Source organism: Ottowia thiooxydans DSM 14619, assembly GCF_000422885.1.
GTDB lineage: Bacteria > Pseudomonadota > Gammaproteobacteria > Burkholderiales > Burkholderiaceae_C > Ottowia > Ottowia thiooxydans.
Map to the genome: position 1 here is coordinate 466,689 of NZ_KE383942.1, position 19,972 is coordinate 486,660.

Below are 19,972 nucleotides of genomic sequence, written 5' to 3' on the forward strand. Positions count from 1 at the left end.
ACCGCGCCTTCGACCCCATGGCCGCGTTGCCGAAGCCGGCCGCGCAATTCATTGACATAGCCTCCCGCTGTGTCTGCGGTTTGCGCCTCGCCCTGAGGCCCAAACCATCGGTTTTATTGAGTGCCTCACAGCACCGAACGCTACACTAGGCCTATTGTCATGAAACCAGTTATTGCCATTGTTGGCCGTCCAAACGTCGGCAAGTCCACATTATTTAATCGGCTGACCAAGAGCCGAGACGCCATCGTGGCCGATTTCGCAGGGCTCACGCGCGACCGCCACTACGGCCAAGGGCATCTGGGCAGGCGCGAGTACATCGTCATTGATACCGGTGGTTTTGAGCCGGACGCGGAAACTGGCATCGTCAAGGAAATGGCCAAGCAGACCCGGCAGGCCGTGGCCGAAGCTGATGTCGTTGTGTTCGTTGTGGATGCTCGTGCGGGCCTTTCGGCGCAGGACTACGATATCGGCAACTACCTGCGGCGCCTGAGCAAACCCTGCTTGCTGGTGGCCAATAAGGCTGAAGGTATGCTGGAGGGCGTTCAGTTGGTCGAGTTCTATGAGCTTGGCCTGGGTGAAGTGATCCCGGTGTCCGCTGCCCACGGACAGGGCATTCGCAGCATGCTGGATGCCGCGCTGGACGCCTTGAATCTGCCCGAACCAGAGGAAGATGCCGAGCCGGCCGAAGACGCTCCCATTCGTTTGGCTGTAGCTGGCCGCCCCAATGTGGGCAAATCGACGCTCATCAACACGTGGCTAGGCGAGGAGCGATTGGTCGCCTTCGATTTGCCCGGCACCACGCGCGATGCCATTACGGTGCCATTTGAGCGCGCAGGCCAGAAGTTCGAGCTGATTGATACCGCCGGGTTGCGCCGCAAAGGTAAGGTCTTTGAAGCGATCGAGAAGTTCTCTGTCGTCAAAACCTTGCAGGCCATTGAATCCGCCAACGTGGTGTTGCTGCTACTCGATGCCACCCAAGGTGTGACCGATCAGGATGCCCATATTGCCGGCTTCATTTTGGAAGCGGGCCGCGCCGTGGTGCTCGCGATCAACAAGTGGGACGCCATTGATGCTTATCAGCGCGAAGTGGTTCAGCGCTCCATCGAGTCGCGCTTGCCGTTCATGAAGTTTGCCGAGTTGCATTTCATCTCGGCCAAGAAACGGCAGGGCCTGGGCCCGCTTTGGGGCTCCATTGCCAAGGCGCATAAGGCTGCCACGCGCAAGATGCCCACACCGCAACTTACGCGTCTTCTGCTGGAAGCGGTTCAGTTTCAGTCTCCCAAGCGCAGCGGAATGTTCCGTCCCAAGCTTCGCTATGCCCACCAGGGCGGCATGAACCCGCCGGTCATCGTGGTGCACGGGAATTCGCTTGAAGGCGTGACAGACTCCTATAAGCGCTATCTGGAGGGTCGTTTCCGAAAGGCGTTCGATTTGATAGGCACTCCACTGCGGGTGGAAATGAAAACTGCGCGGAACCCTTTCGCCGAAAAAGACTCCTAATCAGGCAGGTTCCAAAACTGCGGTGTAGTCCATATTCGCCAATTGAGGCGAAGAGCGCGGAATATTCCCCTTGTGATGAGTTTTGCCGCCCCCATGTGGTAAGTTCCATCCCCTTCCAACCAACAAATTCTTGAACACGGAGAATATCGTGAGCAATAACAAAGGGCAACTTTTGCAAGACCCGTTCCTCAATACCCTGCGCCGCGAGCATGTACCGGTATCCATTTACCTGGTCAACGGCATCAAATTGCAGGGGCAGATCGAGTCTTTCGATCAGTACGTCGTCTTGCTGCGTAACACTGTGACGCAAATGGTCTACAAGCATGCGATTTCGACCATCGTCCCCGGACGTGCAGTCAATTTCGCTGTGAGCACTGACAATCCAGATTCGCCCTCTAATTGAGCTGGGCGCCTATCTGCTTTCATCTCTGAACGCCCTCAGGCGGGTTTCATGGTGTAACGCACCATGCTGGACCCTCGGGGCAGTCTCAGCAAACGGATCTTCTAGGCCTTACCCCGTGAGAGCGGGGTGAGTTTGCTTAAACAACGGATTTCATCTATTCACTTTGGCAAACCCTGAACAATCCCATCGCGCCGCTGCTGTGCTGGTAGGAGTGGACCTAGGTGCGCCCAATTTTGACGGTGAACTCGAAGAGTTGGGTTTGCTTGCAGAAACGGCCGGAATGCGCCCGGTGGCCCGATTGACCTGCAAGCGCAAGGCGCCAGATGCTGCCTTGTTCGTTGGTAGCGGTAAAGCCGAAGAAATTCGCGCTTTGGCTGCGGAGCTAGGTGCCGAGGAAGTGTTGTTTGATCAGACACTCAGCCCGGTGCAACAGCGTAATCTGGAGCGCGTCATGGGCTTGCCCGTGAATGATCGCACTCTGGTAATTCTTGAAATTTTCGCCGAACGGGCGCGTAGTCATGAAGGTAAGCTTCAGGTCGAACTGGCGCGCTTGCAATACCTGAGCACCCGTTTGGTTCGTCGCTGGAGCCACTTGGAGCGCCAGCGGGGCGGTATTGGCACGCGGGGCGGGCCAGGCGAAACCCAGATTGAGCTTGATCGCCGAATGATTGGCGATTCGATCAAGCGAACAAAAGACCGCCTGGTCAAGGTTAAGCGTCAGCGCCAGACTCAGCGGCGCCACCGCGAACGCCGGGGCGCATTCAATATTTCGTTGGTTGGCTACACCAACGCTGGTAAATCGACGCTTTTTAACGCGCTTGTCAAAGCGCGTGCATATGCGGCCGATCAACTTTTCGCCACACTCGACACCACTACCCGCCAGCTCTACCTGGGGGAAACAGGGGTTTCTGTATCCCTTTCCGATACAGTGGGATTCATTCGGGATCTGCCACACGGGCTTATCGACGCGTTTCAAGCCACCTTGCAAGAGGCGGTAGACGCCGATCTCCTGTTGCACGTCGTCGATGCGTCCAACCCCGGCTATCACGAGCAAATGGCTGAGGTGCAACGCGTACTGCAGGAGATTGGTGCAGGCGACGTTCCCCAGCTGCTGGTTTTTAACAAACTCGACGCTCTCGACGACGCGCGCCGCCCGCTGGCTGCGCAAGACGTCGTGGAGATAGACGGACGCACCTTTGGGCGCCTGTTCGTTAGCGCCCAATCGGGCGAAGGATTGCAGCTCTTGCGGGCTGAATTGGCGCGCCTGGCGCCGGCCTCTCGTGTAGCCCCGGATGGGAACCGAGAGTCAGAATCAGGTCACTTGTCCGATCCTTCCGAGAGTGCTCTCGGGATTGGGCACAATAACAGTTTGAATAGCCAAGACCTCTACGAATGAAAGACCGCTACAGCACCTTGCGCCTTGCCTCCTGGCCGGGGCGTTTGCGGGGCATGTTCAACTTGAATGACCAGCGTTGGGGAAGAGGCGACGACCAACCCAGCGGCGCTGATGAACAACGCCCTCCGGTGGACGAGCCCAATCCTGCGCCGCAGCGTCCCCAGCAGCAACCACCTCCACGCGGCAATGGCCGCGGGCCTAATCAGGGGCCTCCTGATCTGGACGAGCTCTGGCGTGATTTCAACCGTAAGCTGGGCGGCCTCTTTGGCGGTCGTGGCGGCAATAGCGGTGGCGGCGGTGGCAACAACTACCAGCCCGATATGAAAAGCGCAGGCTTGGGAATAGGTGTGGCCGCGGGTATTGCTCTGCTGATCTGGCTGGGCACCGGGTTTTTCATTGTGCAAGAGGGCCAACAGGCCGTTATTACGCAGTTCGGCAAATACAACTCCACCGTCGGTGCGGGTTTCAATTGGCGTTTGCCGTACCCCATTCAGCGCCACGAGGTGGTGCGCGTGACGCAGATCCGCTCGGTCGATGTCGGTCGTGACACGGTCATCAAGAGCACAGGCTTGCGTGAATCGGCCATGTTGACCGAAGACGAAAACATCGTCGAGATCAAATTCGCCGTTCAATACCGTCTGAACGATGCACGTGCGTACCTCTTCGAAAGCAAGAGCCCGGATGATGCCGTCGTACAGGCTGCGGAAACCGCCGTACGCGAAGTGGTAGGCAAGATCAAGCTGGATTCAGCGCTCGCTGAGGAACGCGATCAGATTGCGCCACGCGTGCGTGATCTGATGCAGGTCATTCTGGATCGCTATAAGGTCGGGATTGAAGTCGTGGCTGTCAACATGCAGCAAGGCGGCGTACGGCCTCCTGAGCAAGTGCAAGCTGCCTTTGATGATGTGTTGAAGGCTGGCCAGGAGCGCGAACGTGCCAAGAACGAGGCACAGGCGTATGCCAATGACGTCGTGCCACGTGCCATTGGTACCGCTGCCCGCCTGACGCAAGAAGCAGAAGGCTACAAAGCGCGTATCGTGGCGCAGGCTCAGGGTGATTCACAGCGCTTTTCTTCGGTGCTGACCGAATACCAGAAAGCGCCTCAAGTCACGCGCAACCGTATGTACCTTGATGCCATGCAGCAGATTTACGGCGGCGTGAACAAGGTGCTCATTGACAGTCGCGGCGGTGGAAACCTCATGTATCTCCCTCTCGACAAGATCATGCAATCGGCTGGTGCCCCGGCAACTGCTGCAGGTACGGAAGCTACTCCCGCATCTCCCGGCAACGCCACACCCGCACCGCCGGCCGCACCTCCCGCCATTGATGCGCGTTCGCGCGATGCCGCTCGCAGCCGCGATCGTGAATCCAGATAAGGCCCGCAGATGAACAAGCTTGGATTCATCGGTACTACCGTCATTATTTTGCTGGGCCTGCTCAGCTCAACCCTCTTCGTGGTGGATCAGCGCCAGTTTGGCGTGGTCTATGCACTGGGGCAAATCAAGGAAGTGATTACTGAACCGGGGCTCAATTTCAAGTTGCCCCCGCCATTTCAGAACGTTTCCTATATTGATAAACGCCTGCTCACGCTCGACAGTGTGGACACGGAGCCCATGCTCACGGCTGAGAAGCAACGTGTCGTGATCGATTGGTACGTGCGCTGGCGCATTACTGATCCGGGTGCCTACATCCGTAACGTGGGCCTGGATGAGAATGCCGGTGCTCTGCAACTCAATCGCGTGGTGCGCAATGCCTTCCAGGAGGAAATTAACCGCCGCACGGTGCCCGAGCTGATCTCCACCCGGCGTGAAACGCTGATGGAAGACGTGAAGCGGGAAGTGCTTGAGTCGGTCAAGGGTGCCAAGCCCTGGGGTGTGGACATCGTCGACGTGCGCATCACGCGTGCCGACTATGTTGAAGCCATTACCGAATCAGTCTATCGCCGTATGCAGGCGGAGCGTCAGCGCGTGGCGAATGAGCTGCGTTCGACTGGTGCAGCCGAGGGCGAAACCATTCGCGCTACTGCTGATCGCCAGCGCGAGGTCACCGTGGCCAATGCCTATCGGGATGCTCAGAAAGTGCGAGGCGAGGGCGATGCCGAAGCTAACCGTACTTATGCCGAATCCTTCGGTAAAGATCCGCAGTTTGCTGATTTCTACCGTAGCCTGGATGCCTACAAGGCCAGCATAGGTAAAAAAGGCGATGTGCTGGTGATCGATCCGGCTTCGTCTGAGTTCTTCAACGTCATGCGAGGCACTACCGCCACCAAGCGTTGAGGCGATGGATGCGGATACGCTTTTGATGGCGTTGGGCATAGCGCTCGTGCTTGAGGGCTTGCTGCCCTTCGTGGCGCCTAAGGCTTGGCGTGGGGTGTTTACCCAATTGCTGCAGATGCATGATGGGCAGATTCGGTTTTTTGGGTTGGTGAGTGTGGTGATTGGATTGGCTTTGTTTTGGCTGATTTAAGAGCGCACTCCGTGCGGGGGCGTTGACTCCCTCTCCCACTTTAGCTCCCTCTCCTTCTTTAGCTCCCTCTCCCTCTGGGAGAGGGCTGGGGTGAGGGCAAGCGGCGGTTGATTGGGCGCTGCGGTTGCTAATTACCTTCTGCTCTTTTCTTGAGGTCGGAGGCCGGGATTGCCCCCGGCAGTGCAGTCCCTTTCTTTGCTCGCACAAAGCAAGGAACCAAAGAAATGCGACCCCAAGTCCGTGTCCCTACGCTGCGCTTCGGGCACCCTCCGGTGCTCGGTCAAGGGGCGGTGCGGCAGAACTCTCTTCTTTCGCTTCGCTCACTACGTTCAAACAGCTGCCGCAAGCTAGTTCACGAAGCAAGAGCATCTTTCAGTGCTCTTGCCCACCCCTTGCCCTGCGCTCCTCGGCACGGCCTCAAGGGGTGGATACCCGCTCCGGCCATTGCTTTGCTCGGCCTTCGAATGGCTAGTCTTTCCCTGTCGGGAAAGATTAATTCAATACCTTGAAAGTGATCGCTCAACGAGCTTGAACTCGTTCTCAGAGGGCATGGACAGAATCGAGGCTGCGAAGTGCTTTTGTCTGCATCCTCTTGGGTTTATAGGGCCCGTTCAGCGTGTACCCAGTCTGCTGCTGATCCGCAGTTCGCCGTCGCTGGGACCGCCGTGCTCCTGCGCGGCATGCAGCTTCTGAAAACACCCCTGACGCTCGTCAAAAACTGGGCTGCCCCAGCTTGCGGTGAGCCCCAGTACCACTGAGAGAAGCCGAGCAGGACCTCCACGTTCCTAGCTGAACCCATAGCGATTGACATGCCACGCGGATCCCCATTCCCGACACTAGTAGAATACTGTTTTTAACAGCCCTCTAAAAGCCATGTCCGCTTGGCTCCTGCCGGATCACATCGCCGATGTTCTGCCCTCAGAGGCCCGGCACATCGAGGAATTGCGCAGATTATTGCTGGATACCGCGCGTAGCTACGGCTATGAGCTGGTGATTCCGCCAATGATCGAGCATCTGGATTCCTTGCTCACCGGTACCGGTGAAGCGCTGGGATTACAGACCTTCAAACTTGTCGATCAGCTTTCAGGCCGTTCGCTCGGTTTGCGCGCTGACACCACGCCGCAAGTCGCCCGTATTGATGCCCATTTGCTGGGCCGCAAGGGCATTACCCGTTTGGCCTACTGCGGCCCCGTGCTGCATGCGCGTCCTGAACGCGCACATGGCACACGCGAGCCGCTGCAACTGGGCGCTGAGCTTTACGGGCATGCAGGGCGAGAGGCGGATCTGGAGATCCTCAGCTTGGCGCTTGATTGCCTGCGCGCGGCGAGTATCGATCACCTGAGCGTGGATATGGCCGATGCGCGCATCGTGCGCGGCTTGTTGGCTGAAGTTCCTCTGGAAGCTGAGGCACTTCACGATGTGCACGCCGCTTTGGCCGCCAAGGACGAGAGCGAGCTCTCGCAGTTGACTCGCAACTTCCCGGTTTCCGCTCGCAATGGCCTGCTGGCGCTGGTGCAGTTGTATGGCGATGAAAAGGTGCTGGTAGAGGCGGAAAAGAGACTTGCATCGTCAGAGACGGTGCGCGCCGCTCTGGCTGATATGAAATGGCTGGCCGCACGCCTGGATGGCGCGAAGACCACATTCGATCTGGCCGATTTGCGTGGCTACTCCTACTACAGCGGAACGCGTTTTGCGGTGTACGCCCAGAGTGCGGGTGACGCGCTACTGCGCGGTGGTCGCTATGACGGCGTTGGCGCGGTCTTTGGCCACAAGCTCGATAGAGATCGGCCCGCGGTGGGATTCAGCATGGACGTGAAGCAATTGGTGCGTGCGGCACCTACGCTTCCGCTCAAAACAGCGATACGGGCACCCTGGAGCGATGCTCCTGGCTTGCGCGCGGCGGTGGCGTCTTTGCGTGGGCGCGGTGAAACCGTTGTTTGCGCTTTGCCGGGTGATGAGAATGAGATCGATGAATTCCGCTGCGACCGCGAACTGCATGAAGTAGCCGGACAGTGGGTAGTACAAGTCACGGATGAGAGTGCCCATTAAGGCATCTCTCATGAAAGCCGCGCGAGTGGCGAAATCATTGGCAACCGGTCATCGGCTTCGGTTATCGGCAAGCAGCAAGAAATAGCATAAACAGGGCACAGGATGAAAACCACTAATGGACGTAACGTTGTCGTCGTCGGCACCCAGTGGGGCGATGAAGGTAAAGGCAAACTGGTAGATTGGCTCACCGAAAGCGCGCAGGGTGTTGTGCGCTTTCAGGGCGGACACAATGCCGGCCACACTTTGGTCATCAACGGCGTCAAAACGGCACTGCACCTGATTCCCAGCGGGATCATGCGGCCAGGCGTGAAGTGCTATATCGGCAACGGCGTGGTGCTTTCATGCGCTAAATTGCTGGAAGAAATCGAAGGGCTGGAAAAAGCGGGCGTGCAAGTGCGTGACCGCCTGCGGATCAGCGAAGCCTGCCCACTCATCCTTCCTTTCCACGCTGTGCTGGATGTGGCGCGTGAGGCTGCCCGTGCAAGCGGCGGCAGCGAGAAAATTGGCACTACCGGCCGGGGCATTGGCCCTGCCTACGAAGACAAGATCGCGCGCCGTGCGCTGCGCGTTCAGGATCTGAAGTATCCGGATCGCTTTGCCACCAAGCTGCGCGAGCTGCTGGCGCTGCACAACCTGGTGCTCACCACATTCCTGGATTCCGCAAACCTTGAGTTCGGCGAGACACTGAAGCCTTACCTGAAAGACGGCGCGGTGCAGTTCGATGTGGTCTATGAAGAGGCCATGCGGCACGCTGAGCAAATCCGCCCCATGATGGCGGATGTTTCGCGCGAATTGAACGAAGCGCATCTGCACGGTGCAAACTTGTTGTTCGAAGGCGCTCAAGGTACTTTGCTGGATGTTGACCACGGCACCTATCCCTACGTCACTTCCAGCAACACGGTGGCTGGCAATGCTGCAGCGGGTTCCGGGGTGGGGCCAGGCATGTTGCATTACGTGCTGGGGATCACCAAGGCCTATTGCACACGTGTTGGCGGCGGCCCGTTCCCTACAGAGCTGGATTGGGAAACCCCTGGCACACCGGGCTATCACATGAGCACGGTTGGTGCCGAAAAAGGCGTGACCACCGGACGTAGCCGGCGCTGCGGCTGGTTTGATGCTGCTTTGCTCAAGCGTTCGGCGCAAGTCAATGGGTTGAATGGTCTGTGCATTACCAAGCTCGACGTGCTGGATGGCCTGGATGAATTGCTGCTGTGCGTGGGCTATGAACTCGATGGCGAAACCATAGACATTCTTCCTCTTGGCGCTGACGAGATCGCTCGCTGCAACCCCATCTACGAAACAATGGAAGGTTGGAGCGAAAGCACGGTTGGGGTCACTGACTACGACAAACTCCCCGTCAATGCCCGGCTTTACCTGCAACGCATTGCTCATGCAACGGGCGTGCCCATCCATGTTGTCTCTACCAGCCCGGATCGTGATCACACGATCATGGTGCGCCATCCCTATCTCGCGGACTGATCCAACTCTAAGAAATCGAGGAATACACGATGTTGACAGAGGACGGCAAGCATCTCTACGTGAGCTCTGACGAGTACCACAACCTGGTGGAAAAACTCGCGATCAAGGTGCATCAGTCAGGCTGGAAATTCGACACCATCTTGTGCCTGGCGCGTGGTGGTATGCGCCCCGGCGATATTCTTTCCCGCATATTCTCAGTGCCACTGGCCATCATGTCGACCAGCAGCTACCGCGCTGAGGCTGGCAAGGTGCAGGGGCATCTGGATATTGCTCACTACATCACTACGCCTCAAGGCCAGATTGCTGGCAAGGTTTTGCTGGTTGATGATCTCGCCGACACCGGAGTCACGCTTCAGTCCGTGGTGGACAGGTTGAGAACCAACTACGCGCCCATCACCGAGCTGCGCACAGCTGTCATCTGGACCAAAGGGTGCTCCAGCTTCAATCCGGATTACTCGGTGGAAGATTTGCCTTCCAACCCCTGGATTCACCAGCCTTTCGAGACCTATGACAGCATGCCTCCGGAAAAGCTGCTGACCAAGTGGAAGATCTAGTGACGAGTTGAAGTTTCAGGTATTTTCTCGACTGCCCGGGAAAAGGGCAGGGCTTAATTTCAAAGTTTGACGCCCCCATGACTGACCCCAGCACCTCCCCCGAACCGCAGGCTGTTGCGGATTCACCCGGCGTAGCAGCGTATTTCATCGTGCTGGACATTGCGCCCGGTGCACCGGCCGAGGAAGCGGTACGCGCCTTCCTGGGCAACGCCGCCGGACTTCGCCGCAGCGTGGGGAAACGATTGGTGGGGCGGGAGCTCAGCCTGGTGGTTGGTATTGGCTCATCCGCCTGGGACCGCTTGTTTGGCGCCCCTCGTCCGGCTGCACTCCACCCCTTCAAAGCACTGAGTGGCGACAAGCATCACGCGCCATCGACTCCCGGCGATCTGTTGCTGCACATTCGCGCTCGCACTGAAGACATGTGCTTCGAACTGGCCACGCAGATCATGCAGGCGTTGGGAGCCGCCGTGCAGCCTGTCGACGAGGTGCATGGCTTTCGCTATTTCGATGCGCGCTCCATGGTTGGGTTTGTCGACGGTACGGAAAACCCTGAAGGCGCCGAGGCGCACGATGCCACTGTTATTGGCGGCGAAGACCCCGGTTTTGAGGGCGGCAGCTACGTCATCGTGCAAAAGTACCTGCACAACATGCAAGCCTGGAACAAGCTTTCCACAGAGGAGCAAGAGCGCGTCATAGGCCGCACCAAGGCCGATGACATCGAATTGGCGGACGACGTCAAACCCACCAATTCGCACGTGGCGCTCAATGTGGTGGAAGACGAAGACGGCAACGAGTTGGCCATTTTGCGCTCCAACATGGCCTTCGCCGCCCCTTCTCGTGGCGAGTTCGGCACCTACTTCATCGCGTACGCCAACAATCCGAGCGTGACTGAACTCATGCTCACCAACATGTTCATAGGCCGCCCGCCTGGGAACTACGATCGCCTGCTCGATTTCAGCACCGCCGTGACGGGCACACTCTTTTTTGTGCCGTCACAAGCCCTGCTGGAGGCGCTGGCCGATGGCAACCCGCTGAAGGCAGAAGCAGAGGCAGAACTAGGCGCAGCGCCTGGCGCATCTTCTGCTTCAGACGCCAGTCCCGATGACATGGCAGGTACTTCGAACGGTGGCACCTTGTCCATTGGCTCTCTCAGAGGGCAACCGCAACTGGACTCCCTATTGGCGCCTCAAAAAGGTAGCTGAACGCGCGTTAATTTCAATCACTGCTGGAGCTCCAGAATGAATAACCTGCATCGTGAATTGGCACCCATCTCTGACAGCGCCTGGGCGCAGATCGAAGAAGAGGTCGCCCGTACTTTCCGTCGCAACCTGGCTGGCCGCCGCGCAGTGGATGTGGATGTCGAAGAAGCGGGTAGCAAATGCTCTGCTGTGGGGACTGGGCACATGGCTCCGCTTGCGCCACCACAAGAGGGTGTTGTTGCCCGCCAGCGCATTGTGAAACCGCTGGTGGAGCTGCGCGTGCCTTTCGAGCTTTCACGCGAAGCGATTGATGACGTGGAGCGCGGAGCAGAGGACTCCGATTGGCAACCCGCCAAGAACGCTGCTGAGCAACTTGCCTACGCTGAAGACCGCGCCATTTTTCTGGGTTACCAGGCTGCCGGCATTGAAGGAATACGTGAGGGCTCTTCCAACCCTGTCCTGTCGCTTCCGGCCCAAGCCACCGACTACCCGGACGTGATTGCTGAAGCGCTCAAGCAACTCAAGCTGGCTGGCGTGGATGGCCCCTATATTGCAGTGCTGGGCGCTGATGTTTACACAGCCGTGCAAGAAGCCAATGATCGCGGCTACCCTGTGCTCAATCATATGCAGCGCTTGCTGGGCGGCAACGACAAACTCATCTGGGCGCCCGCTATAGAAGGTGCCTATGTGCTCTCCACACGCGGTGGAGACTTCACCTTGCATTTGGGACGCGATCTTTCCATTGGCTACTTGAGCCACAACGAAACCAGCGTGCGCTTGTACCTGGAAGAGACGCTGACGTTCCGCTTGTTGACCGCCGAAGCGGCCGTGGCTGTGCTGCCCCAGGGGAAATAACCAGATATGACGGCGCAATCCACCGGTCTCATTCATCACCCCTATAGCCCGCCAGATGGCTTCGACGCGCCTCAGCCGGGCGTGTTCAAGGCATCTACCGTTATTTTCCCCAACGTGGCCGCCATGCGCACGCGCGACTGGAAGAGCAAGAGCGGCTATACCTATGGCTTGCACGGCACCCCCACCACGTTTGTGCTGGAAGAGCGCATTGCAGCGCTAGAAGGCGGTCTGCAATGCGTGTTGGTTCCCAGCGGTCTCGCGGCCATTGCCAATGTGGCGCTGGCTTTGCTCAAGAGCGGTGACGAAGTCCTGATCCCGGACAGCGCCTATGGCCCCAATAGGGCGCTTGCCGAGGGTGAATTGGCCGCTTTTGGCATTACCCACCAGATCTATAACTCCATGAACCCTGCCGACCTGGCGGCGCGCATAGGGGAGAAAACCAAACTGGTGTGGTTGGAGGCCGCTGGTTCGGTGACGATGGAATTTCCTGACCTGATTGAGCAGGTACGCATTGCCAAAGCCAGAGGCGTTATCTGCGCTCTGGACAACACCTGGGGAGCAGGGCTGGCCTTCAATGCCTTTGATCTGGACGGGCAGGGCACCGGGGTGGATGTTTCTGTCCACGCCCTTACCAAATACCCCAGCGGCGGCGGCGACGTGCTGATGGGCAGCGTGACCACGCGCAATGAGGCTCTCCACCTGAAGATCAAGCTGACGCATATGCGCCTGGGTTTGGGCGTAGGCGCGAACGACGTGGAAGCGATTTTGCGCGCGCTGCCCAGCATTGGCCTGCGCTATCGCGCGCAAGACCATGCCGGCCGTAGTTTGGCACGGTGGTGCGCGGAGCAACCGCAGTTCGCGCAGGTGCTGCACCCGGCACTTGCGGGCTCACCCGGTCATGCGCATTGGCAGCAGGTGTGTAGCTTGGCAGAATCGGCAGGCCAGGGGGCCGCTGCCGGACTATTCAGCGTGATGGTGGATGAACGCTATACCCCGCAGCAGGTAGATGCCTTTTGCGATGCGCTTAAATTTTTCAAGCTGGGTTTCAGTTGGGGTGGGCCAATCAGCTTGGTCATGCCTTACGAGCTCAACCACATGAGGGATGCGTGGCCCGGCTATCTGGCCCGAGGCACACTTGTGCGTTTTTCCTTGGGGCTGGAAGACGCGTCTGATTTACAGGCGGACCTGACGCAAGCGTTGGGCAGAGCACTGCCCATGTGAGCCCTTGGCCTCATACGAATTGGCCAGGATGCAGATCAGGCTGCTGGACCACGGTTAGGGTAGCTTGTCGGACCTCTGATTGACCCGCGGTCATTGACTCCTTTGACGCGGCATCGGTAGGCTCATCGTCGCGAACAATGGTGTATTTCACATCGGATTTGTCGATTTCGCTCGCTCTGGTGGGGGTGGCGTCGTTCGTGTGGCGCGCATAAAAGGCGTTGACATCAGCTCTCTCTTGCAGGTTAAAGACGGTTCCACTTTGGCCGCAGATGATGAAAAACGGCCCTTGCGAACCCTCAGTTCCCAAATTGATCATGTTCATGGCATGAGAGTACCTTTTCCCCACCCCTGTCACTGGAACGGAAATAATGGCACGCTCACCAGGCTTGATACAGCCTTTTAGCCTGTCCAAGTATTCGGAGTCATATTGCTTTTCGTCCTCATCCCACTTACTGGATATGGCGGCGCTGGTGTCCGTGAGGCCCTTAGCCCTTCCGTAAGTGACTTGCCAGAGCTTTGGAGGGGCCGTGAAGGAACTTGAGGTGTAAATGCTGAGAAGCGTTTTGTCGACGGCGTATGAACAAGTCACGCAGTTCAATTTGAATCCATTGGTCCAAAGCGGCGTGAGAGATTTTTCTTTGATGCAATCCTTCAATGCCTGAACAAAGTTCTCCCAAATGAAGAGCATTTGGTGAGGGTTGGTATTTTTGGCGACAAAACGAAGTAGCTCTGCCGGATTATTTTTCAATTCTTCAGACGAAGCTCTCTGTTTAAAGCTGTTTTGTATAAATTCATTGGCTTCTTTTAGGGAAGTTCCCAGGCTCGCCGCGGCGCTGGCTTCCGCACTCACGGCCTCTTTGACAGAGTCTTCGTCGACGCTAAAGTAGTCAGCAGAGTCAGCAGAGTCAGCAGAGTCAGCAGAGTCAACAGAGTTAGCAGCATCCACGGAGTCAGCAGAGTTAACAGCGTCAGTGGAGCCACCAGAGTCAACGAGAACCTCAGGCAAAAGGTCTTTGACGGCACCCTCTTCGCAAGCGCTCAAAAATGCTTCGTATTGCGCCTGTGGGAGCTCCTCAGGGTCGTGGAAAACGTCATCGTCTGGCGCAGGCAGCGCCGAAAAAGAGTGTGCTTCTGGGAAAGAGGGCGACTTTGAAAATGTGACGGACTCAAGCACTTGATTTATCCCCGATGGTGGTGAGCGCAAAGATGAACTTTTTGGCGGCTTCATCGGATTAGGAACGGGCTGGCGCGAATGGTTCCAACCGGTGCTGTGACGCCCGGTGGCCCTCCGTTACCTGTGCGTGTAGGGTTCTTGCCACCTATCAATAGAGTCTCTGGCGATATATGCTTGCCAAGCAGGCTGTTGGACTTGGAGCGGTGATTTCCAAGTCCAGCGGCCTCCTAGAGCCCTTCCTGTCGTATCGCATGACCGAACCTGCCCCTGCATCAACCAATCTGTCCACCCAAGCGCCGTCCGCAGAGTTGGACCAGGGTTACGTGCCCTATGTTCCCCCGGCCTCCACGGCTCCGCAGGCCGTGATGGTGCCGCTTGGTCTTGCCGATCCGCTGCGTTGGCTTGCGCGAGGCTTCAAGGATTTCATGGCCGCACCCGGCATAGGGATCTTTTACGGGGTTTGCTTCTGGGCGATGGCTGCCGTGCTGGCGCTGGTGTTTCGCAATCAACCCGAATATGTGATGTCTATCGCCTCTGGCTGCCTGCTGATAGGGCCGTTTCTTGCCATGGGCTTGTACGAAGTCAGCCGCCGGCGGGAGCGGGGCATTGCACCGGAGTTTGCCGCTTCGCTCACCTGCTGGGATCGTCACATGCGCAGCATGGCGATGCTGGTTTTGGTGTTGATCGTGCTTGAGCTGTTGTGGGGACGGGCGTCTCTGGTGGTTTTTGCTGTGTTCTTCAATACCGGCATGCCTTCGACCACTGGTGTGTTGCAAGCCATTTTCAACCCCGAGAACATCGAGTTTGTGCTGGTGTACCTGGCGGTAGGCGGTATTTTTGCGCTGTTGGTGTATTCCACTGCCGTAGTGTCGATACCGATGATTCTTGACCGCGATACCGACGCCATTTCCGCGGCCATTACCAGCATTCGAGTGGTCTTCGCCAATCCGATCACCATGCTGTGGTGGGGCTTGCTGATCGCACTTTTGGTCTTGCTGGCGTTTATCCCCTGGGGATTGGGACTGATCGTCGCAGGCCCGCTTCTGGGTCACGCCAGCTGGCACGCTTACCGTGGTTCGGTGCATTGGCAGGAGCCCGCCTTGGAGCCCGCGGCCAAGGTGGTACAGTGAATACTTATATCAAGGATAAGCACATTGGCAACCCCAAATTACAACTTCGAAAAGCGCCAACGAGAACTGGCCAAGAAGCGCAAGAAGGAAGACAAGCTCAAAGCCAAGGCCGAACGTAAGTTCGAACCGGGGGAGGGCGGAGATGGTCATGCCGACGGTGAGCCTGACGGTGCCGCTCCCGGTGAAGCCGGTGGTAGTGGTGCTGAGGGCGGCGATTAAAACGCCAACATATTTCAGGATACTTTCAATAAGTGTCGCCAATTCGGCATTTGCTCCAGCCCCAGGCGTGTGATGTGGGGTCAAGCTGTCAACCGATCCTCGTGAGATCGCGTTTTTCGCAGCATGCATGTGCGTTCATGCGGTATTAAGGGCTCATCTCATGAAGACTTCTTCCCTCCTGTTTGCTTTGGGTACCTTGTTCGCAGGTGCCGCGTTCGCGCAAGCACCGGCCGCAGCTACCGCGCCAGCCAAGCCTGCAGTCGCTGCCCCGGCAGTCGCTAGCCTTGCCGTGGCCCCTGTGACGGCTGCGGTTGTTCCGGCGGCTCCTGCAGTGGCTGCTTCTGGTGCCAAGGCTGCCTCTGGTGCCAAGACCTCCTCAGTACGCGCTGTCTGTAAAGACGGCACTGCATTCGAAGGCACTACGATGCGTGGTGCATGCAGCGGGCATGGTGGAGTCGCTAAAAAAGACGGTGACACGGCTACGAAATCCTCCCGCAGCCGTGCTGGCCAAGTCTGGGTAAACGTCGACACCAAAATCTATCACTGCAAGGGCGACCAGCATTTCGGTAAGACCAAGAATGGCCAATACATGACCAAGGAAGATGCCACTGCCAAGGGCTACCAGGTCTCGAAATCCAGCAAGGCTTGCGCTGCCTGAGATTGCTTTCAGATCGGTGCGGTAGTGGTTCTATCGCGCATGACACAAAAAACCAGGCCTGATAAGCCTGGTTTTTTTGTGTCCGCAGAGGGTTTGCAGAGAAAGGACTGGGCGAAAAACAGCGGTTGAGCGGTCTAGGGGCGCCGATGCCTTGTACCGCCCGTGCTCCTAAAGGGGGCTGCTTTCATTCGACAGGATTTCCGCACTTTTGAGTGCCAGCATTTCAGGGCTCCAATCGTTGCTGGACACCACGCGAGCGGTGTCGAATTGCGAGAAGGCGCGGCGGGTGGAGACGGCGTAGCCAGGGTCGTAATGCAGGCGCAGCAGTTCGCGCACCACCGGTTCGAGCTGACCGGCTCGCACCTGAGCTTTCCAGGCTTCAATGACTGCCTTGCCACGCAACTCAATCAAAGCTTCCAGGCGGCGGCAGAAAAACTCTGGATCAGAGACGAAAAATGGATAGTCTTGCAGCAGCAGCGCCACGCGGGCTTCTTCGGTGAGTTCGACCCGTATGCAGGGGCTTGACCGCATGGCCGAGAACAAGCTGTCCGGCAGTGTGACGTTGCCCACCTTTTTGCTTTCCGCTTCCACATAGACAGGTTTCTGAGGATCAAAGCTGCTCAGGGCTTCCCACACCAGCGTGTCAAAGCGTTTTTGCGAAGGCTGGGGTTGACCTGGGATGAGACCCAGCACCGAAGCACGATGATGGGCAAGCCCCTCCAGGTCCAGCACTTGAGCACCAGCTTGCGCCAAGGCGTGCAGAAGCCGGGTCTTGCCAGAGCCTGTGGGTCCGCAGATCACGCGGTAGCGCAGGCGCTCCGCCTTCAGTGAGATCTGCACCAGCATGGCGGCGCGAAAAGCCTTGTAGCCCCCTTCTATGAGGTGGACACGAAAGCCGATCTGCCCGAGCACCAGCGCCAGCGCGCTACTGCGTTGGCCACCGCGCCAGCAGTAAATGAGAGGTTTCCAGTCTTTTGGCTTGTCCAGAACTTCGCGTTCGATATGGCTGCCGATGTTCTTGGCCACCAGTCCTGCCCCCAGTTTTTTTGCTTCAAAGGGGCTGACCTGTTTGTAGAGTGTTCCCACGCGCACGCGCTCCTCGTCGTGCAGGCTGGGCCAGTTGACGGCGTGTGGAAGGCGATCGAGCTTGAATTCGCCTTCGCTGCGCGCATCAATGACGGCGCTGAACTCGGCAATTTGCTCCAGCGCCTGCTCAGCGGCAATGCGTAGGACGCTCACTTGAGCAAGGGCTTTAGAGTGGGCAGGATATTGGCGAGTATGGTGGGGTGTGCCTCGGCAGTGGGGTGGATGCGATCAGCCTGAAATAACTTCAGCACGTCCTTTTGATCCGCCACGCCTTTAAGCATGAAGGGCACCAGCGCCGCCTTTTGGGCCTTGGCCGCCTTTTCGAACAGGGAGGAGAAGCGGTTACCGTAGTCTGCTCCATAGTTGGGGGGCATCTGCATACCCACCAGCACGACTTTGGCGCCAGCTTGCTGGGCTGCTTGCGTCATGGCGGTCAGGTTGTCCTCCGTCATGGTCAAAGGCAGGCCGCGCAGGGCGTCATTGCTCCCCAACTCGATCACCACCACGGTGGGTTGATGGTTTTTCAGGAGTGCAGGCAGGCGGGAACGGCCTCCTGATGTGGTGTCGCCGGATATGCTGGCGTTGACGATCTTGGTCGGATTTTTTTCCGCCAGAAGTTGCTTCTGCAGTAACGCCACCCAGCCGGTGCCGCGCGCCAAGCCGTATTCTGCGCTGAGTGAGTCTCCCAGTACCAGAAGCACGGGTGGCCGGGCAGGCGAGGCCGCTAAAGCCCCGATTGGAAGGCCTGCAAGGGAGAACCGGATAAAGTGTCGTCGCAACAAAGCTGAAAAATCTCCAATGACCAATTTAACGCCCGGCACTTCGCCAGACGCCTCCCGCCCCGCCATCATCGCCGTGGAGCACGTCTTCAAGTCCGTCACGGACTCCACTGGCACACTCGATATTCTGCGTGATATCGACTTCACCGTGCATCAGGGTGAAACAGTCGCTATTGTGGGCGCCTCTGGCTCTGGCAAGAGTACGCTGCTGTCCATCATCGCAGGACTGGACACGCCTACGCGCGGAACTGTGCGTCTGGATGGGGAAGATCTCTTTGCCGGCAGCGAAGATGAACGAGCCGCGCTGCGGGCACGCAAGCTCGGCTTTGTGTTCCAGAGCTTTCAGCTTCTGGGCAACCTCACCGCACTGGAGAATGTGATGTTGCCGCTGGAGCTGGCCGGCCGCAAGGATGCGCGCCGCGCCGCTACGGAGATGCTGGCGCGCGTGGGCCTGGCCGAGCGCCTGAACCACTATCCAAAGGTGTTGTCGGGTGGAGAGCAGCAGCGTGTGGCTTTGGCACGAGCGTTTGTAGTGCGCCCAGCCGTATTGCTAGCTGACGAGCCCACCGGAAGCCTGGATTTCGCCACCGGCGAGACCATCATGAACCTCATGTTTGATCTGAACCGGGAGCAGGGGACCACCCTGGTGCTGGTAACGCATGATCGCGCCATTGCCGAGCTGTGTTCCAGGCGGTTGACCGTGGAGGCCGGAAGGATTGCCTCCACCACCCCAGCCTAGGAGGCTGTCGGACTTGGAGCGCCGATAGCGAAAATGGACCGCTGCGGCCCATTTGCAGCCGGCGATTTCCAAGTCCGACAGCCTCCTAGGAGCTGCAGACTTTCTGACTGCCTCGGTTTCCTCAAGCCTTAGCTGCTGGTCAGATTCTCAATGATCCGCCGAATCAAGGCCTCGCGCCTGGGAATTCGGCGCGGCCAGAACAGGCATACCTCGTAATGCGGCAGGCCTTCCTCGACCGACAACGCGACGATTCCTTGCTGCGTACTTTGTGCCACCAGCCGAGGATGAGACACAACGCCAAGCAGATCGCTACCGGCCACGATCTGAACCAACATCGCGTAGTCCGTGCATTGCACCGCAATCCGGGGCGGTGACCAGCGCCTGACCCGAAACGCCTCTTCCACCACATTGCCGGGCGTACCCGATTGACCTGCTACCACCCAGTGCGCGCGAGTGATCTCGCGCAAGGAGGTGGCCTTGGCCAGCGGGTGGCCCTGCCGGCAATAAATGAGGGGCTGGCTGACATACATCAGGTGCTCGCACAAAGTACCGTCATCACTGCCGCGTGGGCGGGGTGCGACCACTATATCCAGCTCGCCGCACTTTAAGGCCTCCAGCATCTCCGGTGCCGGACCTGTGGTGATGGACATCCTGGTGCGAAAGCCTGCTTTGGCCAGTACGTTGACCATGCCTGGACCGTAGAGCAAACCCGCAGCCGGAGCCAGGCCCACGCGAACGCCGCGCTCATGGGCCGGCGGACTTGCGCCGGCACTGTCCTGCAGCAGGGGCCGCAGGTCATCTTCTGCCCTCTGCATGGCTCGTGACAGCTCCAAAGCCTTGGCGGTGGGAATTCGCCTTCTACCTTGCCGTTCGAATAAGGGCAGGCCAATCTGATTTTCCAGCCGCTGCATAGCCTGAGAAATCGCAGGTTGGCTCACGCCAGCCACGCGTGCCGCTGACGTGAATCCGCCGGATTCAACCACGCAGCGCAGGAGTTCCAGATTTCGCCAATCCATAACTTCAGATTATCTTTCAGTGCGAGCGTCTATTGCTGAGTGCGTCGGG

At 58.2% G+C, this 19,972-nt stretch carries 20 protein-coding genes; 16 read left to right on the forward strand and 4 right to left on the reverse strand.

What is annotated here, in order from left to right:
• The first annotated feature begins 159 nt into the window (after nucleotides 1-159).
• The 12 genes from der (at nucleotide 160) to G518_RS0128645 (ending at nucleotide 13,122) form a co-directional block, all read left to right on the forward strand.
• On the forward strand, nucleotides 160-1,500 hold the full coding sequence (gene der, locus G518_RS0128590; RefSeq protein ID WP_028605392.1) for a ribosome biogenesis GTPase Der: 1,341 nt from the start codon (nucleotides 160-162) through the stop codon (nucleotides 1,498-1,500).
• Between the two features lie 130 nt (nucleotides 1,501-1,630).
• Nucleotides 1,631-1,903, forward strand: a complete 273-nt coding sequence (gene hfq, locus G518_RS0128595; protein WP_028605393.1) for an RNA chaperone Hfq — start codon at nucleotides 1,631-1,633, stop codon at nucleotides 1,901-1,903.
• Between the two features lie 163 nt (nucleotides 1,904-2,066).
• On the forward strand, nucleotides 2,067-3,299 hold the full coding sequence (gene hflX / locus G518_RS37455; protein WP_051237508.1) for a GTPase HflX: 1,233 nt from the start codon (nucleotides 2,067-2,069) through the stop codon (nucleotides 3,297-3,299).
• Nucleotides 3,296-4,675, forward strand: a complete 1,380-nt coding sequence (gene hflK / locus G518_RS0128605) for an FtsH protease activity modulator HflK (protein WP_028605394.1) — start codon at nucleotides 3,296-3,298, stop codon at nucleotides 4,673-4,675. Before hflX ends, hflK begins: the two co-directional genes overlap by 4 nt.
• Before the next feature lie 9 nt (nucleotides 4,676-4,684).
• On the forward strand, nucleotides 4,685-5,575 hold the full coding sequence (gene hflC, locus G518_RS0128610; RefSeq protein WP_028605395.1) for a protease modulator HflC: 891 nt from the start codon (nucleotides 4,685-4,687) through the stop codon (nucleotides 5,573-5,575).
• A gap of 4 nt (nucleotides 5,576-5,579) precedes the next feature.
• Nucleotides 5,580-5,765, forward strand: coding sequence for a DUF2065 domain-containing protein (locus tag G518_RS0128615; RefSeq protein WP_028605396.1), 186 nt, complete (start codon nucleotides 5,580-5,582; stop codon nucleotides 5,763-5,765).
• A gap of 873 nt (nucleotides 5,766-6,638) precedes the next feature.
• Nucleotides 6,639-7,814: an ATP phosphoribosyltransferase regulatory subunit gene (locus G518_RS0128620; protein WP_028605397.1), complete on the forward strand. Its 1,176-nt coding sequence runs from the start codon at nucleotides 6,639-6,641 to the stop codon at nucleotides 7,812-7,814.
• Nucleotides 7,815-7,916: 102 nt separating this feature from the next.
• Entirely contained in the window at nucleotides 7,917-9,293 is a 1,377-nt protein-coding gene (locus G518_RS0128625) for an adenylosuccinate synthase (RefSeq protein ID WP_028605398.1), read from the forward strand.
• Nucleotides 9,294-9,322: 29 nt separating this feature from the next.
• Nucleotides 9,323-9,847 carry a phosphoribosyltransferase gene (locus tag G518_RS0128630; protein WP_028605399.1) on the forward strand — a complete coding sequence of 175 codons (525 nt, stop codon included), beginning with the start codon at nucleotides 9,323-9,325 and terminating at the stop codon, nucleotides 9,845-9,847.
• Nucleotides 9,848-9,924: 77 nt separating this feature from the next.
• Nucleotides 9,925-11,049 (forward strand): Dyp-type peroxidase, encoded by a 1,125-nt coding sequence (locus G518_RS0128635; RefSeq protein ID WP_028605400.1) that lies wholly within the window; start codon nucleotides 9,925-9,927, stop codon nucleotides 11,047-11,049.
• 36 nt (nucleotides 11,050-11,085) lie between these two features.
• Entirely contained in the window at nucleotides 11,086-11,901 is an 816-nt protein-coding gene (locus G518_RS0128640) for a family 1 encapsulin nanocompartment shell protein (protein WP_028605401.1), read from the forward strand.
• Between the two features lie 6 nt (nucleotides 11,902-11,907).
• The gene (locus G518_RS0128645) at nucleotides 11,908-13,122 is read left to right on the forward strand and encodes a PLP-dependent transferase (protein ID WP_028605402.1); all 1,215 of its coding nucleotides are present in this window, start codon (nucleotides 11,908-11,910) and stop codon (nucleotides 13,120-13,122) included.
• 10 nt (nucleotides 13,123-13,132) lie between these two features.
• Here the strand turns inward: G518_RS0128645 and G518_RS40820 are convergent, their stop codons facing one another.
• Nucleotides 13,133-14,296 carry a hypothetical protein gene (locus G518_RS40820; RefSeq protein ID WP_211231777.1) on the reverse strand — a complete coding sequence of 388 codons (1,164 nt, stop codon included), beginning with the start codon at nucleotides 14,294-14,296 and terminating at the stop codon, nucleotides 13,133-13,135.
• A 365-nt stretch (nucleotides 14,297-14,661) separates the two neighbouring features.
• Here G518_RS40820 and G518_RS0128655 point away from each other — a divergent pair, with 365 nt between their 5' ends.
• The 3 genes from G518_RS0128655 to G518_RS0128665 all read left to right on the forward strand — a co-directional run bounded on the left by G518_RS0128655 (nucleotide 14,662) and on the right by G518_RS0128665 (nucleotide 16,303).
• A complete protein-coding gene (locus tag G518_RS0128655) occupies nucleotides 14,662-15,426 on the forward strand; it encodes a DUF2189 domain-containing protein (protein WP_051237537.1) in 765 nt (254 codons plus the stop codon).
• 24 nt (nucleotides 15,427-15,450) lie between these two features.
• Nucleotides 15,451-15,645 carry a hypothetical protein gene (locus tag G518_RS0128660; protein WP_028605405.1) on the forward strand — a complete coding sequence of 65 codons (195 nt, stop codon included), beginning with the start codon at nucleotides 15,451-15,453 and terminating at the stop codon, nucleotides 15,643-15,645.
• A 160-nt stretch (nucleotides 15,646-15,805) separates the two neighbouring features.
• Complete coding sequence (locus tag G518_RS0128665; protein WP_051237509.1) at nucleotides 15,806-16,303, forward strand: hypothetical protein; 498 nt, start codon at nucleotides 15,806-15,808, stop codon at nucleotides 16,301-16,303.
• A gap of 168 nt (nucleotides 16,304-16,471) precedes the next feature.
• On the opposite strand, the gene mnmH is transcribed toward G518_RS0128665, so the two are convergent.
• Both mnmH and G518_RS0128675 read right to left on the reverse strand, forming a co-directional pair.
• Complete coding sequence (gene mnmH / locus G518_RS0128670; RefSeq protein ID WP_028605407.1) at nucleotides 16,472-17,542, reverse strand: tRNA 2-selenouridine(34) synthase MnmH; 1,071 nt, start codon at nucleotides 17,540-17,542, stop codon at nucleotides 16,472-16,474.
• On the reverse strand, nucleotides 17,539-18,171 hold the full coding sequence (locus G518_RS0128675) for an arylesterase (RefSeq protein WP_051237538.1): 633 nt from the start codon (nucleotides 18,169-18,171) through the stop codon (nucleotides 17,539-17,541). The genes mnmH and G518_RS0128675 overlap by 4 nt, the downstream gene beginning before the upstream one ends.
• A gap of 16 nt (nucleotides 18,172-18,187) precedes the next feature.
• Between G518_RS0128675 and G518_RS0128680 the strand changes: the two genes are divergently transcribed.
• Entirely contained in the window at nucleotides 18,188-18,907 is a 720-nt protein-coding gene (locus G518_RS0128680) for an ABC transporter ATP-binding protein (protein WP_028605409.1), read from the forward strand.
• A gap of 128 nt (nucleotides 18,908-19,035) precedes the next feature.
• Here the strand turns inward: G518_RS0128680 and G518_RS38895 are convergent, their stop codons facing one another.
• Complete coding sequence (locus G518_RS38895; RefSeq protein ID WP_051237510.1) at nucleotides 19,036-19,923, reverse strand: LysR family transcriptional regulator; 888 nt, start codon at nucleotides 19,921-19,923, stop codon at nucleotides 19,036-19,038.
• Between the last annotated feature and the right edge of the window lie 49 nt (nucleotides 19,924-19,972).